The sequence below is a fragment of the Streptomyces sp. 2A115 genome, assembly GCF_052245575.1.
In the GTDB taxonomy this organism is placed as follows: domain Bacteria; phylum Actinomycetota; class Actinomycetes; order Streptomycetales; family Streptomycetaceae; genus Streptomyces.
On record NZ_JBQQCG010000065.1, the window covers coordinates 1 to 13,303 of the forward strand.

At 70.7% G+C, this 13,303-nt stretch carries 7 protein-coding genes and 2 pseudogenes; 4 read left to right on the forward strand and 5 right to left on the reverse strand.

From position 1 onward, the window contains the following. Positions 1-163, reverse strand: a 163-nt coding sequence (locus ACTWQR_RS39460) for a cyclic nucleotide-binding domain-containing protein (protein ID WP_443232126.1), incomplete at its 3' end; no start/stop codon positions are given. A 194-nt stretch (positions 164-357) separates the two neighbouring features. Here ACTWQR_RS39460 and ACTWQR_RS39465 point away from each other — a divergent pair. The 3 genes from ACTWQR_RS39465 to ACTWQR_RS39475 all read left to right on the forward strand — a co-directional run bounded on the left by ACTWQR_RS39465 (position 358) and on the right by ACTWQR_RS39475 (position 2,832). Then, positions 358-558 carry a hypothetical protein gene (locus ACTWQR_RS39465; protein ID WP_443232074.1) on the forward strand — a complete coding sequence of 67 codons (201 nt, stop codon included), beginning with the start codon at positions 358-360 and terminating at the stop codon, positions 556-558. A gap of 233 nt (positions 559-791) precedes the next feature. Next, positions 792-1,700 carry a universal stress protein gene (locus tag ACTWQR_RS39470; protein WP_443232075.1) on the forward strand — a complete coding sequence of 303 codons (909 nt, stop codon included), beginning with the start codon at positions 792-794 and terminating at the stop codon, positions 1,698-1,700. A 208-nt stretch (positions 1,701-1,908) separates the two neighbouring features. Then, positions 1,909-2,832, forward strand: a complete 924-nt coding sequence (locus ACTWQR_RS39475) for a carbamate kinase (RefSeq protein WP_443232076.1) — start codon at positions 1,909-1,911, stop codon at positions 2,830-2,832. Positions 2,833-2,951: 119 nt separating this feature from the next. Here the strand turns inward: ACTWQR_RS39475 and cydD are convergent, their stop codons facing one another. The 3 genes and pseudogenes from cydD to ACTWQR_RS39490 all read right to left on the reverse strand — a co-directional run bounded on the left by cydD (position 2,952) and on the right by ACTWQR_RS39490 (position 9,108). Then, positions 2,952-6,446, reverse strand: a complete 3,495-nt coding sequence (gene cydD / locus ACTWQR_RS39480; RefSeq protein WP_443232077.1) for a thiol reductant ABC exporter subunit CydD — start codon at positions 6,444-6,446, stop codon at positions 2,952-2,954. A 55-nt stretch (positions 6,447-6,501) separates the two neighbouring features. After that, positions 6,502-7,504: pseudogene (gene cydB / locus ACTWQR_RS39485) on the reverse strand (cytochrome d ubiquinol oxidase subunit II). A gap of 62 nt (positions 7,505-7,566) precedes the next feature. Continuing rightward, complete coding sequence (locus ACTWQR_RS39490) at positions 7,567-9,108, reverse strand: cytochrome ubiquinol oxidase subunit I (protein ID WP_443232078.1); 1,542 nt, start codon at positions 9,106-9,108, stop codon at positions 7,567-7,569. A 221-nt stretch (positions 9,109-9,329) separates the two neighbouring features. Here ACTWQR_RS39490 and ACTWQR_RS39495 point away from each other — a divergent pair. Then, a pseudogene (locus tag ACTWQR_RS39495) lies at positions 9,330-10,098 on the forward strand (RNA-guided endonuclease InsQ/TnpB family protein); the annotation flags it as partial. A gap of 67 nt (positions 10,099-10,165) precedes the next feature. Here the strand turns inward: ACTWQR_RS39495 and adhE are convergent. After that, entirely contained in the window at positions 10,166-12,841 is a 2,676-nt protein-coding gene (adhE, locus tag ACTWQR_RS39500) for a bifunctional acetaldehyde-CoA/alcohol dehydrogenase (RefSeq protein WP_443232079.1), read from the reverse strand. Positions 12,842-13,303: the final 462 nt, after the last annotated feature.

The following is a 13,303-nucleotide window of genomic DNA, read 5'->3' on the forward strand; positions in this document are numbered from 1 at the left end:
CGACGGTGCCGGTACGGATGATCCAGAACCGGTCGGCGCGGCCGCCTTCTTCGAAGAGGCGGGTGCCCTGCGGGAACGACACCTCCCGGGCGAAGCGCATCAGCCGCTGCCGGTGTTCGGCCGACAGTGCCCGCAGCATGCTGGCGGTGGCGGGAGCGTTCATGGCGACCTCCAGTGACGGCGTTCGGACCTGCCACCTCCAGCGTGTGCCCGTGCCCCCTCTCGGGACATGGGCCACCCGGCCCCATGGCCCGAGACCGCCTGGTACCCCGTGAGAGCCCTTGGGCCCCCTGCGCCGGAACGGGCCGGGCGGTTCGATGAAGACGCAAGACAACCCGCTGGAAGGGGGTGTTCATCGTGGGTACGTCACTGACCCCGGAGTTCTGGAGGCTGTTCACCGTCCTCCTGGTGATCTCTATGGCGGTCACCTTCGTGCTCAGCGCCGCGCTCGACGCGCTGGCGCTACGGGCACAGCGGCGGCGCATCCAGCGCCGGCCGACGGCCACGCGGACGGCGGCTGCGTCCCGCCCACCCGCTCGGACCCTGGTCCGGCACTGAGCCACAGAAGTGCGGAGCGTTGCTGTCGCGCCGGGAACCCATGGTGGCGTTGTTCCGGACATCCGAGCCTCCTTGGCGAAGCAGATGCCGACACGCCTGCGAGCCCTTAGCCGGGCTGGAGTGGGGCCGAACGGGTCCATGAAGGGCCTGTACGGCCCCTGCGTACGAGGCCGTTCCTGCACGACGCTCGAACCAGAAGTGCAAGACAGGCTCGGACGGAGGAGGCAGGCAGCATGCTTCGGCAGGTCACCGCAGGAGTTGACGGTTCTACCGAGAGTCTCGCGGCCGCGCACTGGGCGGCTCGGGAAGCGTTGCGTCGCGGGGTCCCGTTGCGGCTGGTGCACGCGTGGCAGTGGCATCCCCACCCGGCCTCCTCTGTACCGGCGGACGCGAGCGAGAGCGATGGGGCCGTGCGGACCCTGGACCAGATGGTCATGAGCGTCCGTGCCGCGCACCCCGGGCTGCGGATCGTCGATCAGCTGGTGTCCGGCTCCGCGGTCGACGCCCTGCTCGCGTCGGCCGAGGAGGCGGAGCTGTTGGTGCTCGGCTCGCGCGGGCTCAGTGGTGTCGCGGGGTTCATGGTCGGGTCCGTGTCCCAGCGGGTGGTCGCGAGGTCTCCGCGTCCCGTGGTGCTCGTGCGGGCGGGTGAGGCCGCCGCGGACGAACACCTTCCGGCGGCGGATGGTGTCTCGCCGGAGGAGATCCCCGAGACCCCGTACCGCGATGTCGTCCTGGGGCTGGACACCCGGCGCCCTTGCGACGAGCTGATCGAGTTCGCCTTCGAGGCGGCCCGCCGCTACGGCGCCGCACTGCACGTGATCCACGCCTTCAACGTTCCGTCGGCCGACGGCGCCGGCCTGCACGCGGTCACAGGGGCCGGGCCGGAGTTTCTCGCGGCACAGGAACGCGCCGTCGTCGCGACGCTGCGTCCGTGGTGCGAGAAGTTCCCCGGGATCTCCGTGACCGAGACCGTCTCCGAAGGCAGGGCGGCCACCGCACTGGTGCGCGCGTCGTCCGGAGCTTCCCTCCTTGTGGTGGGGCGCCGCGCACGCGACGGCCACCTCGGCACGCACATCGGGCCCGTGACGCACGCGGCGCTGCACCATGTCGGCTGCCCCGTCGCCGTCGTACCGCACGCCTGAACCGGCTCTCCAAGTGCTCCCGTCGGCTCCCGGCCCTGCCGACGCCTTGGACCACCCGCATAGAGCGGAACCTGCTCGATACGCACGGCCTCGACGGGCCGGAGGTCACCGACGAGATCTTTCCCCGCCCACCTACGCCTTCGACCAGGCGGAGAACCGATTGCAACTCATCAAGGCCGTGCTGGTCGCCACCCTGGAGGACTGAACCGTGCGCATCGTCATCGCCCTCGGCGGCAACGCCCTGCTGCGCCGGGGTGATCGCCCCGACGCGGCCGTGCAGCAGGCGAACATCGACCGGGTGGCCACCGCCGTCGCCGCTCTCGCCCTGGAACACGAGGTGGTCATCACCCATGGCAACGAGCCGCAGATCGGCCTGCTCGCCATGGAGAGCGCGGCCGACCCGGTCCTGACCGGCCCCTGTCCGCTGGACCTGCTCGGTGCCCAGACCGAAGGGCTGATCGGCTCGCTGCTGGTGCGGGCCCTGCACGACACGCTGCCCGGCCGCAAGATCGCCGCACTCGTCACCCACACCGTGGTACGGGCCGACGATCCGGCTTTCGCGCGGCCCACGAAGCGTGTCGGCCCCGCCTACCCCCGCGACGTCGCCCGCTCCCTGGCGCGAAGGCGCGGCTGGCACATCGCCAAGGACGCCACCGGGTGGCGCCAGGTCGTCGCCTCACCCTCGCCCGAGGGGATCGTCGAGACCGAGACCATCCATGACCTGCTCACTTGCGGCGTGCTGGTCATCTGCGCCGGCGGCGGGGGCGTGCCCGTCACCGCCGACAGCGACACCGGCGCACTGCACGGAGTGGACGCGGTCATCGACAAGGACCTCACCGCGGCCCTGCTCGCCGAGGAACTCAAGGCCGACTTCCTGCTCATCCTCACCGATGTGCCGAACGTCTACGACGGCTACGGCACCCACGACCCGCAGCCCGTCCTCGACGCCACCCCCGCCGAACTGCGCCGCGGCGGCTACCCAGACGGCTCCATGGGTCCCAAGGCAGAGGCGGCCGCGCGGTTCGTCGAACGCACTGGAGGACTCGCAGCCATCGGTGCCCTCGACGCGGCATACGAGATCGTCCACGGCAGATCCGGGACCCTCGTCCGCCCCGACCTGGCCATCGGCTGACGTCCGTCAGGCGGAGGGGTGTGACCCTAACGGGCGGCGAGCCGCTGCTCCAACCCGCCTTCACCGCCTCGGTCCTGCGACGCCGCAAGGAGCCAGCTGTGTGATGTCCGATGAGGCACTCAGGCGGCAGCTCGCGCCGGCCCGGCCGCCTGCTCCCGCTCGGCCGTCCGCAGCAACGGGCCCGGTGCGGCCATGGGTTCGGTCCAGGTGCCGCGCTGGACGACGCGGCCGTGGTCGAGGACGACGATCTCGTCGACGTCCTCAAGCCCTGCCAGCCGGTGGGTGATCAGCACGGTGGCGCGGTCTCGCGTTGCCGCGAGGAGGTCGGTCGTCAGCGCGTCGGCGGTGGGGAGGTCGAGGTGTTCGGCGGGTTCGTCGAGTATGAGGACGGGGAAGTCGGCGAGCAACGCGCGGGCCAGGGCGAGGCGTTGGCGCTGGCCTCCGGAGAGGCGGGCGCCGTGCTCGCCGACCGGGGTGTCGAGGCCGGCGGGCAGGTCCCGTACCCAGGCGTCGAGGCGGGCCGCGGCGAGCGCCGTCCACAGATCAGTGTCGGTGCAGTCGGGGCGGGCCAGGCGGAGGTTCTCGCGGAGGGTGCTGTCGAAAAGGTGCGCGTCCTGGGCGCACAGGCCCACGACACGTCGTACGTCGTCTCCGTTCAGGTTGGTCGCGTCGGTCCCGGCAAGGGAGTAGGTGCCCGCCGCCGGGTCGAGGAAGCGGAGCAGGACGTGGGCGAGGGTGGTCTTGCCGGAGCCGCTCGGTCCGACGACCGCGATCCGGCGCCCGGGGGAGAGGTCCAGGTCGATGCTGCTGAGCGCCGGTTCGCGGCGGTCGGGCCAGACGGCGGTCAGTCCGCGCAGTCGAAGGGGCAGGGACGGCTGGGGGAGTGGGGCCGGGTGCTCGGGTTCGCGGACCGGGACGGGAGCGTCGATGACGTCGACGACCCGTTCCGCGGCTCGGCGGCTGCGCTGCCGTACCTGGGCGGCGGCCGGGAGTCCCGCGACCGCCTCGAACGCGGCGAGCGGGGTGAGGATCAGTACCGCGAGCAGAACCCCGTCCAGTCGGCCGGTGGCCACCGCCTGGACGCCTACGGCCGCGCAGGCGGTGGTCGTGAGCCCGGCGAGCAGCGCGACGAGTCCGGAGCCGAGCCCCGCGGTGGCGGCCGAGCGGGCGGCGATCCGGGTCAGGCGGTGGTCCGAGGCTCGTACGGCGGCCAGTTGGCGGGGCAGTGCCCCGGTCACCGTGAGCTCGGCGGTACCGGACAACGCGTCCAGGACGGTGGTCGCCAGTTCGCCGCGGGCCGGTGCCTGGCGGCGCTCGGTGCGGCGAGAGGTGGTCGCGGTCAGCAGGGGCACGCCGACGCCCGCGAGCAGCAGTCCGGTGGCGAGCACGATTCCGGCGGCGGGCAGCACCGAGCCCAGCAGCGCCGCGGCCGCCGTTCCCACCAGGGCCGCTGCCGCGGCCGGTAGGCGGAAGCGCAGGAGGTGGTCCTGCACGGAGTCGACGTCGGTGACGAACCGGGAGAGCAGATCCCCCTTCCGGTACAGGTGCAGTCCGGACGGAGCCAGCCGCTCCAGGCGTCCGTAGACGGCTGTGCGCAGGGTGCCGAGACCGCGCAGTACGGCGTCGTGGGCCACCAGCCGCTCGGCGTAGCGCAGGACGCTGCGTCCGATGCCGAAGGCCCGTACGCAGGTCACCGCGACCATCAGGTGCAGCACCGGCGGCTGCTGGGAGGCGCGCGAGATCAGCCAGCCCGACGTGCCCATGAGCGCGACGGCACACCCGAGGGCGAGCGCGCCGAGCACGACAGCCAGGGCGAGGCGAGTGCGTATGCGCCCGGTGACGGTCATCCGTACAAGTCGGCGCAGTGGGGAGCCCGTTGAGCCATCGGGAACGAGGCTCGGGGCACTGGGTTCCGTCCGGTGTTCCGACGTCCTGGCAAGGAGATCCACGGACACCGGCCGGGCTGACTCACCCGTGCTCTCCCTACTGGTGGCCGGGAATCGGAGGTCCACGCACCGATCCGCGAGGGCCGTCAGCGCCGGGCGGTGAGAAGTCAGGATCACCGTGCGGGTGGCGGCCAGGCGGCGGACGGAGTCGGCGATCGCGGACTCGTTCTCGGCGTCGAGATGGGCGGTCGGTTCGTCGAGGAGGACGAGGGGGCGGTTGGCGAGGAAGGCGCGTGCGAGGGCGACGCGTTGGCGCTGGCCGGCGGAGAGGCCGGTGCCGTTCTCGCCGAGGGAGAGGTCGTCGGGGAGGTCGAGGGCGTTCGCGTCGCGCAGGGCCCGGCGCACGTCCGCGTCGCTGGCCTCGGGCCGGGCGAGCCGGACGTTGTCGGCGACGGTGCCGGCGACGAGACGCGGGTGCTGCGGGACCCAGGCGATCCTGCGGTGCCAGTGCTCGGGTGCGATGTCGGCCAGGTCCCGAGCGCCGACGGTCACGGTTCCGGACGCAGGGGCGGTGAAGCCGAGCAGGACGGACAGGACGCTGGTCTTGCCGGCGCCGGACGGGCCGGTCAGGGCGACCGTCTCGCCGGGGCGGACCGTGAAGGACAGGTCCTCGACGGCGGGCGCGGCCCGGTCCGAGTGGGTCACGGTCAGGTTGCTGACGGTGATGGGAGTGGCGGAGAGGTCTGGTACGTCTGCGTCGCCGCGCCGGGGGAGCGGGGTCTCCAGGATCTCGAAGATCTTTCCGGCGGCGGTGAGCCCTTCGACACTGGCGTGGTAGTGGACACCCGCCGCCCGGATCGGGGCGTACGCCTCCGGTGCCAGCACCAGCACCAGCAGACCGGTGTACAGGTCGAGCCCGCCCTCGACCATCCGCAGTCCGATGCTCACCGCGACGAGCGCGACGGACAGCGTGGACAGCAGTTCCAGGGCGAAGGAGGAGACGAACGCGATCCGCAGGGTGCGCAGGGTCGCCCGGCGGTACTCGTCGGTGATTCGCCGTATCGCTGCCGCCTGCGCCCTGGCCCGCCCGAAGACCTTCAGTGTCGGCAGGCCCGCCACCACGTCCAGGAAGTGGTGCGAGAGCCGGGACAGGGTCCGCCACTGACGGTCCGTGTGCGCCTGCGTGGCCAGTCCGATCAGCACCATGAACAGCGGGATCAGCGGGAGCGTCGCCGCGATGATCGCCGCTGAGAGCCAGTCCGCGGTCACGATCCTCGCCAGCACGACGACCGGGACCACGACCGACAACGCCAACTGCGGGACGTACCGCCCGAAGTAGTCGTCGAGCGCATCCACCCCACGCGTGGCGAGTGTGGTGAGCTCACCGCTGCGCTGCCCGGCCACGAAGTCCGGTCCGAGCGCGGTCGCGTGCTCCAGCAGCCGCCCGCGCAGCTGCGACTTCACAGCCGCCGAGGCGCGGTGCGCGGCGGACTCGGTGAGCCAGGCGACCGAGGCCCGCCCGAACGACACGGCGGCCAGCAGGAGCAGAGGGCCTTGCAGAGAACCCAGGTCCCGGCCGTCTTCGAAGGCCCCGACCACCACCTCGGCGATGGCCGCGGCCTGGACCACGAGCAGCCCCGCGCCGATCGTGCCCAGGGCCACGGAGGCGAGGAGAAAGAGCCGGGTGGCACTCGCGTGGCGCAGCAGCCGGGGGTCGATGGGTCTCATCGTGTGTGTGCCTTTCGGGCTCTGAGGACGCTGGTGCTCTGGGGCTCGGGGATTGTCAGGCGGCCGGGATGTGCTCGACGCCGATGCGCTTGCGGAACACCCAGTACGTCCAGCCCTGGTAGAGCAGCACGACCGGCGTCATGATCGCCGCCACCCAGGTCATGACCGTCAGCGTGTACGCCGACGAGGAGGCGTTGCTCACCGTCAGACTCCACGCCGAGTTCAGGCTGGAGGGCATCACGTCCGGGTAGAGCGCGAGGAAGAGCATCGCCACGGCCCCGGCGACGGTGATGCCGGAGAGGGCGAACGCCCAGCCTTCGCGGGCCCGTTGGTTCGCGGCGAGCGCGCCGAGCAGCGCGACGACCGTGAGGACGAGCGCGACGAGGCTGCGGACGTTGCCGCCGCTGCCCTGAGTCCACAGCAGGAAGACCAGCGCGAGCCCGGCGGTGGCGAGGCCCGCCCGGCCGGCCAGGGTGCGGGCTCGGCCGCGGATGTCGCCGCGCGTCTTGAGCGCCGCGAACACCGCGCCGTGGAAGGTGAACAGGGTGAGCGTGACGAGGCCGCCGAGGAGGGCGTACGGGTTGAGCAGGTCGAGGACCGTACCGGCGTACTCGCCCTCGGTGTCGATCTTCACGCCGTGGACGATGTTCGCGAAGGCCACGCCCCACAGGAACGCGGGCAGCAGGGAGGTCCAGAACAGGGCGTGCTCCCAGTTGCGCTTCCACTGGGCGTCGTCGCGTTTGCCGCGGTACTCGAAGGCGACGACCCGCACGATCAGGCAGACCAGGATGGCCAGCAGCGGCAGGTAGAAGCCGCTGAACAGGGTGGCGTACCAGACCGGGAAGGCGGCGAAGGTGGCGCCGCCGGCGGTGAGCAGCCACACCTCGTTGCCGTCCCAGACCGGGCCGACGGTGTTGATGAGCACCCGGCGCTCGGCCTCGTCGCGGGCGGGCGAGCAGCTTGGTGAGGATGCCGATCCCGAAGTCGAATCCCTCCAGGAAGAAGTAGCCGATCCACAGGACGGCGATCAGGGCGAACCAGACGTCGTGCAGCTCCATGGCCGTGTCTCTCTCCGTCTCTCCGGAAGTCTCAGACGGTCGTCAGAAGGTCTCGGTGGGTCTCAGTAGGCGAAGGTCATCGGGCGATCGGTGTCCTCGTCGGCGGCGGGACCGCGCAGCGAGGGGACTTCCGGCGGCGGCAGTTCGTCGACGGGGCCGGACTTGGCGTACTTGACGAGCAGTCGCACCTCGACGACGGCCAGGACGGCGTACAGGGCGGTGAAGACGCTGAGCGAGGTGATCTGCTCGGCGACGGAGACGCCGGGCGAAACCGCGTCGGCGGTGGTCATCAGCCCGTACACGCTCCAGGGCTGGCGGCCCATCTCCGTGAAGATCCAGCCGAAGGAGTTGGCGACGAGCGGAAAGCCCATGGTGAGGACGGCGAGCCGCCAGGCCCAGGTGTTCAGGGTCGGGCCCAGCTCACGGTTCGGGGTGAGCATCAGCAGCGGGCCCTCGTCCTCGCCGCGCCGCTTGTCGATGGCCAGCCACCGCTTCTTCCGGGTCAGCCACAGCCCGGCGAGTCCGACCGCGAAGGAGACCATGCCGAAGCCGATCATCCAGCGGAACGACCAGTAGGCGGTGGGGATGCTGGGCTTGTAGTCGTCGGCGAGATCGCCGTACTTGGCCTTCTCCAGCGCCTCGACGGTGCTGATGCCGGGCACCGCCGAGGTGAAGTCGCCCTTGGCGAGATAGGACAGCACCCCGGGTATCTCGACCTCGACCGTGTTGCGGCCCTCGTCGACATCTCCGTAGGCGAAGAGGGAGAAGGGAGCCGACTCCTCCGTCTCCCAGAGCGCTTCGGCGGCCGCCATCTTCATGGGCTGCTGCTCATACATCACCTTGGCGAGCGCGTCGCCGCTGACCGCCGTGCCGAGACCGGCGATGACGACCGTGACCAGGCCGAGGCGCAGCGACGTTCGCATGGCGGCGATCCGGCCGGGAGTGTCCGGCTTCGCGGCCTTCCCGGCGCGGCGCAGCTGGTACGCGGCGATGCCGATCATGAATGCGCCGCCCGTGAGGAAGGTCGCGGTGAGGGTGTGGAAGACGACGACCAGGGTGGTCTTCTGGAACAGCACGGCCGCGATGTCGTTGAGCTCGGCGCGGCCGGTGACCTCGTTGACCTCATAACCGACCGGGTGCTGCATCCAGGAGTTGGCGGCCAGGATGAAATACGCCGACAGGAACGTGCCGATCGCCACCAGCCAGATGCAGGCCAGGTGGATCCTCCGGGGCAGCCTGTCCCAGCCGAAGATCCACAGCCCGATGAAGGTGGACTCGAAGAAGAACGCGAGCAGCGCCTCCATGGCGAGCGGGGCGCCGAAGACGTCACCGACGAACTTCGAGTAGGCCGACCAGTTCATGCCGAACTGGAACTCCTGCACGATGCCGGTGGCCACGCCCATCGCGACGTTGATCAGGAAGAGCTTGCCCCAGAAGCGGGTGGCCTTGAAGTACTTGTCCTTGCCCGTGCGCACCCAGGCGGTCTGAAGCCCCGCGACAAGGAAGGCCAGGCTGATGGTGAGCGGGACGAACAGGAAGTGGTAGACGGTGGTGATGCCGAACTGCCATCGGGCCACGGTCTCCTGAGCCAGCGCCAGCTCCACGGCGGGCCTCCTCGTGTACGGGGTCGCACGCACCCCGGGTCCGGGGGTCGGCAGGGAAATGGCCGGACCGGCCACGGAAGGCGGCGGCCCGTGGACGACACCCTCGCGGGCGGGCGTACCGCCAGGACAGCGCCGTACGGTCCTGACAGTGGGGCCGAACGGACCACATTCCCGGCTTTTCTCTGGGCCTAATGGCGCGCGGGGCTCGCGGCTTCCGGGCAGACGCCTCGCCGCTTCGCATCGCCTTCCGTGTCCAGAGCCTCGAACCCGTCCCCGAAGCCCACCAGGGGCCGCAGGCCGGCATCGACGTCGGCATCACCGTGCCCCTCGCACTCTCTGACGGCCAGACGTACGGGCACGGCGCATGGCTGACCGGCAGGGAACAGGCCAGGCTCCTGGACCTGGAGCAGCGCGCCGCCCGCCGCGAGAAGCACCGCAAGCCGGGAGAGCGCACCTCCCGCCGACTGCACCGCACCTACGACCAGATCGCAGGGCTCCACGCGAAAGCCAAGCGCCGGGCCGCGGACTGGCAGCACAAGACCACCACCAGGATCGCCGACACGTACGGCACCGTGGTGGTGGAAGCACTCCAGATCACGAACATGGTCAAGTCCGCCAGGGGAACCGTGGACCAACAGGCAAGAACGTCGCCCGGAAATCCGGACTGAACCGCTCGATCAGCGGGGAGGCATGGGGCCGCACGGTCACGCTGCTGACGTACAAGCTCGCCCGACGCGGCGGCACCCTGGACAAGTCCCCGCCCCGAACACCTCCCGGCGCTGCTCCACGTGCGGCTTCACCACACCCGGCAGCCGGGAGACCCAGGCCCTGTTCGTATGCAAGAACCCCGACTGCGGATGGACGGCCAACGCCGACCACAACGCGGCCCGGAACGTCTTGCACCTGTACCGGACGGGCCACACGCTCGTCCCGGCTGCCGGAAGGGCAGTCGCCAGGCGCGCTCGCCGCGTCAAGCCCGCCACCGCAAGGCAGGCAGGAATCTCCCCGCTTCAGGACTCCGTTGGGGCCAACGGAGTCCTGAAGCGGGGAGAGCACTTCAATCGCCAGGTATCTCGACCGGTCCGTAATAGGCCGCTCGCATGAGCTGCTGCATGTCGTCGAGCATCGGCATGCGGGGGTTGGCCGGCGCGCACTGGTCCTCGTAGGCGTTGAGTGACTGTCGGGGCAGGGCGTCGAGGAAGGCGGACTCGTCGACGCCGAGGGCCTGGAAGGACGGCTCGATGCCGACGCCGGCCCGCAGCCGTTCCACCGCGGTGGCGAGGGATTCGACGCCCTCGGCGGGGGTGGCGGCGGGCAGGCCGAGGGTGCGGGCGATGTCCTGGAAGCGTTCGGGGGCACGGTAGTTCTCGTACTTGGGCCAGCCGGTGAGCTTGGTGGGGACGGTGCCGTTGTAGCGGATGACGTGCGGCAGCAGCACGGCGTTCGTGCGGCCGTGGGCGATGTGGAAGGTGGCGCCGAGGGTGTGCGACATGGCGTGGACGATGCCGAGGAAGGCGTTGCCGAAGGCCATACCGGCGATGGTGCCGGCGTTGTGCATCTTCTCCCGTGCCTCGGCGCTGCCCGCACGGTTGTTCACCGCGGCGTCGAGATGGTCGAAGATGAGCCGGATGGCGTGCAGGGCAGGGCCGTCGGTGAAGTCGTTGGCGTAGACGGACACGTACGCCTCGATGGCGTGGGTGAGGGCGTCGAAGCCGCTGTCGGCTGCGAGGGCCGGGGGCAGGTCTGCGGTGAGCAGCGGGTCGATGATGGCCACGCTGGGGGTGAGCGCGTAGTCCGCGAGGGGGTACTTCTTGCCGGTGGCGGGGTCGGAGATGACGGCGAACGGAGTGACTTCGGCGCCGGTGCCGGAGGTGGTGGGGATGCACACCAGGCGGGCGAGGCTGCCGAGGACGGGGAAGCGGAAGGCGCGCTTGCGGATGTCGGAGAACTTCTGCCGCATGTCGGCGAAGTCCAGATCCTTGCCGGCGACCTGCTGTTCGTACAGCAGCCACATCACCTTCGCCGCGTCCATCGGTGAGCCACCGCCGAGCGCGATGATTGTGTCCGGGCGGAAGTCGCGCATCAGGCGCGCGCCGCGCTGGACGGAATCGATGCTCGGTTCGGGTTCGACGTTGTCGATGATCTGCAGCGTCACGGGCTCGGGGCGGCGCTGCAGGACGCGGCTCACCCGGTCGGTGAAGCCGAGCCTGGTCATCGTCGCGTCGGTGACGATCGTGACGCGGTGGACGTCCGGCATGGACGCCAGGTAGCGGATGGACCCCGGCTCGAAGTAGATCTTCGGTGGGACCTTGAACCACTGCAGGTTGTTGTGCCGGATGGTGACCCGCTTGACGTTCAGCAACTGGGCGGCGGACACGTTGTTGGACACCGAGGTGCTGCCCCAGGAGCCGCAGCCCAGAGTGAGCGAGGGCAGCAGGCTGTTGTAGATGCCGCCAATGGCGCCCTGCGAGGAGGGTGCGTTGACGATGACTCGTACGGTCTTCATCCGCATGCCGTACGCCTCGGCCACCGCGGGGTCCTCGGTGTGCACGACGGCGGTGTGGCCCTGGCCGTGGAAGGCGACCATGTCGGCGGCCAGGTCGAAGCCCTGCTGCTGGGAGCCGGCCCGCAGCACGGCGAGTACCGGGCAGAGCTTCTCGCGGGTCAACGGCTCGTCCGGGCCGACCCGTTCGGCCTCGACCAGGATGAGGGAAGTGCCTTCGGGCACGCTGAAGCCGGCGTGCTCGGCGATCCATGCGGGGCTCTGCCCGACGGCCGCCGCGTTGACCTTGGGCTCGCAGCCACCGCCCGCGGCCTTGTCGGTCGGGAAGAGGAACGCCTCCAGCTTCGCCTTCTCCTCGGCGGTGGCCAGGTGGGCGTGCAGGGCGTGGAACTCGGCCAGGGCGGCGTCGTAGATCTCGCTGTCCAGGATGACGGCCTGCTCGGAGGCGCAGATCATGCCGTTGTCGAACGACTTGGACAGCACCAGGTCGTTGACGGCCCGACGCAGCTTGGCGCTCTTGTGCACGTACGCCGGGACGTTGCCGGCGCCCACACCGAGCGCGGGCTTCCCCGCCGAGTACGCGGCCTTCACCATCGCGTTGCCGCCGGTCGCGAGGATCAGCGACACCCCCGGGTGGTGCATGAGCGCGCCGGTCGCCTCGATCGACGGCGTCTCGATCCACTGCACGCAGTGCTTCGGCGCTCCCGCGGCGATGGCCGCGTCCCGCACGATGCGGGCCGCCGCCGTGCTGCAGCGCTGCGCGGAGGGGTGGAAGGCGAAGATGACGGGGTTGCGGGTCTTCAGTGCCATGAGCGCCTTGAACATCGTGGTGGAGGTCGGGTTGGTGACGGGCGTGACCGCGCACACCACGCCGACCGGTTCGGCGATCTCGATCATGTCGTCGATGTCGTCGCGGGCTATGACGCCGACGGTCTTCATGGGCCCCATGCTGTGCGTGACGTGCTCGCACGCGAACATGTTCTTGGCGGCCTTGTCCTCGAAGAGGCCACGGCCGGTCTCCTCCACCGCGAGCAGGGCCAGCGCGGTGTGCTGGTCGAGGGCGGCGACCGACGCCTTCTTCACGATGTGGTCGACCTGCTCCTGCGTCAGCGTCTCGTAGTCGGAGAGCGACTTGAGCCCGTTCGTGACCAGTCGGTCCACCGCGATGGCGGTCTCGGACGGCGCGCCGCCCGGGGTGGCGGCTGCGGTTCGGGCGTCCTGTCGGGTCATGGGGATTGCGCCTCCGTCGTCGAGGTCATGGGTCGGAAGACCGGCAACTTGCTGTGTCGGAAGCGGCGTCGCGGGGGATCAGTGCCGCTCCCAGTGCCACCGTCTCGCAGGCGGGAGCCGCCACCCAGGCGCCGGAGGTCCCGGCTGGGGCCCGATCGGCCCGGGATCGCTGGGGCCGGTCGGCACCTGACGGCGAGGTATGCCGGATCGAGGACTGGGGTGGGCATCCGAAGGTCCGGCTGGAGGCCTTCGCCTATGCCGCGGCACTCGGCGAGGTGGTGGTCAACGCGACCGCGGGCGTCGCCCGACCGGCAAGTCGGCAAGACGCTCGGCGAGCGCGCGGACGGCTGCGTCCTTGCTCTCCGCCGTCAGGCCGAGGCCGATCAGTTGGGGATTGATGAGGGGACAGCGGAGTCGGTCATGCGCTCCGCTCCTCGCGGGCTGGGCTGGGCTGATTGGGCG

What these genes read in the sequence shown, in the direction of transcription:
- cydD (WP_443232077.1), bottom strand. Translation starts at nt 6,446, where the DNA reads ATGAGACCCATCGACCCCCGGCTGCTGCGCCACGCGAGTGCCACCCGG.
- adhE (WP_443232079.1), bottom strand. Translation starts at nt 12,841, where the DNA reads ATGACCCGACAGGACGCCCGAACCGCAGCCGCCACCCCGGGCGGCGCG.
- ACTWQR_RS39470 (WP_443232075.1), top strand. Translation starts at nt 792, where the DNA reads ATGCTTCGGCAGGTCACCGCAGGAGTTGACGGTTCTACCGAGAGTCTC.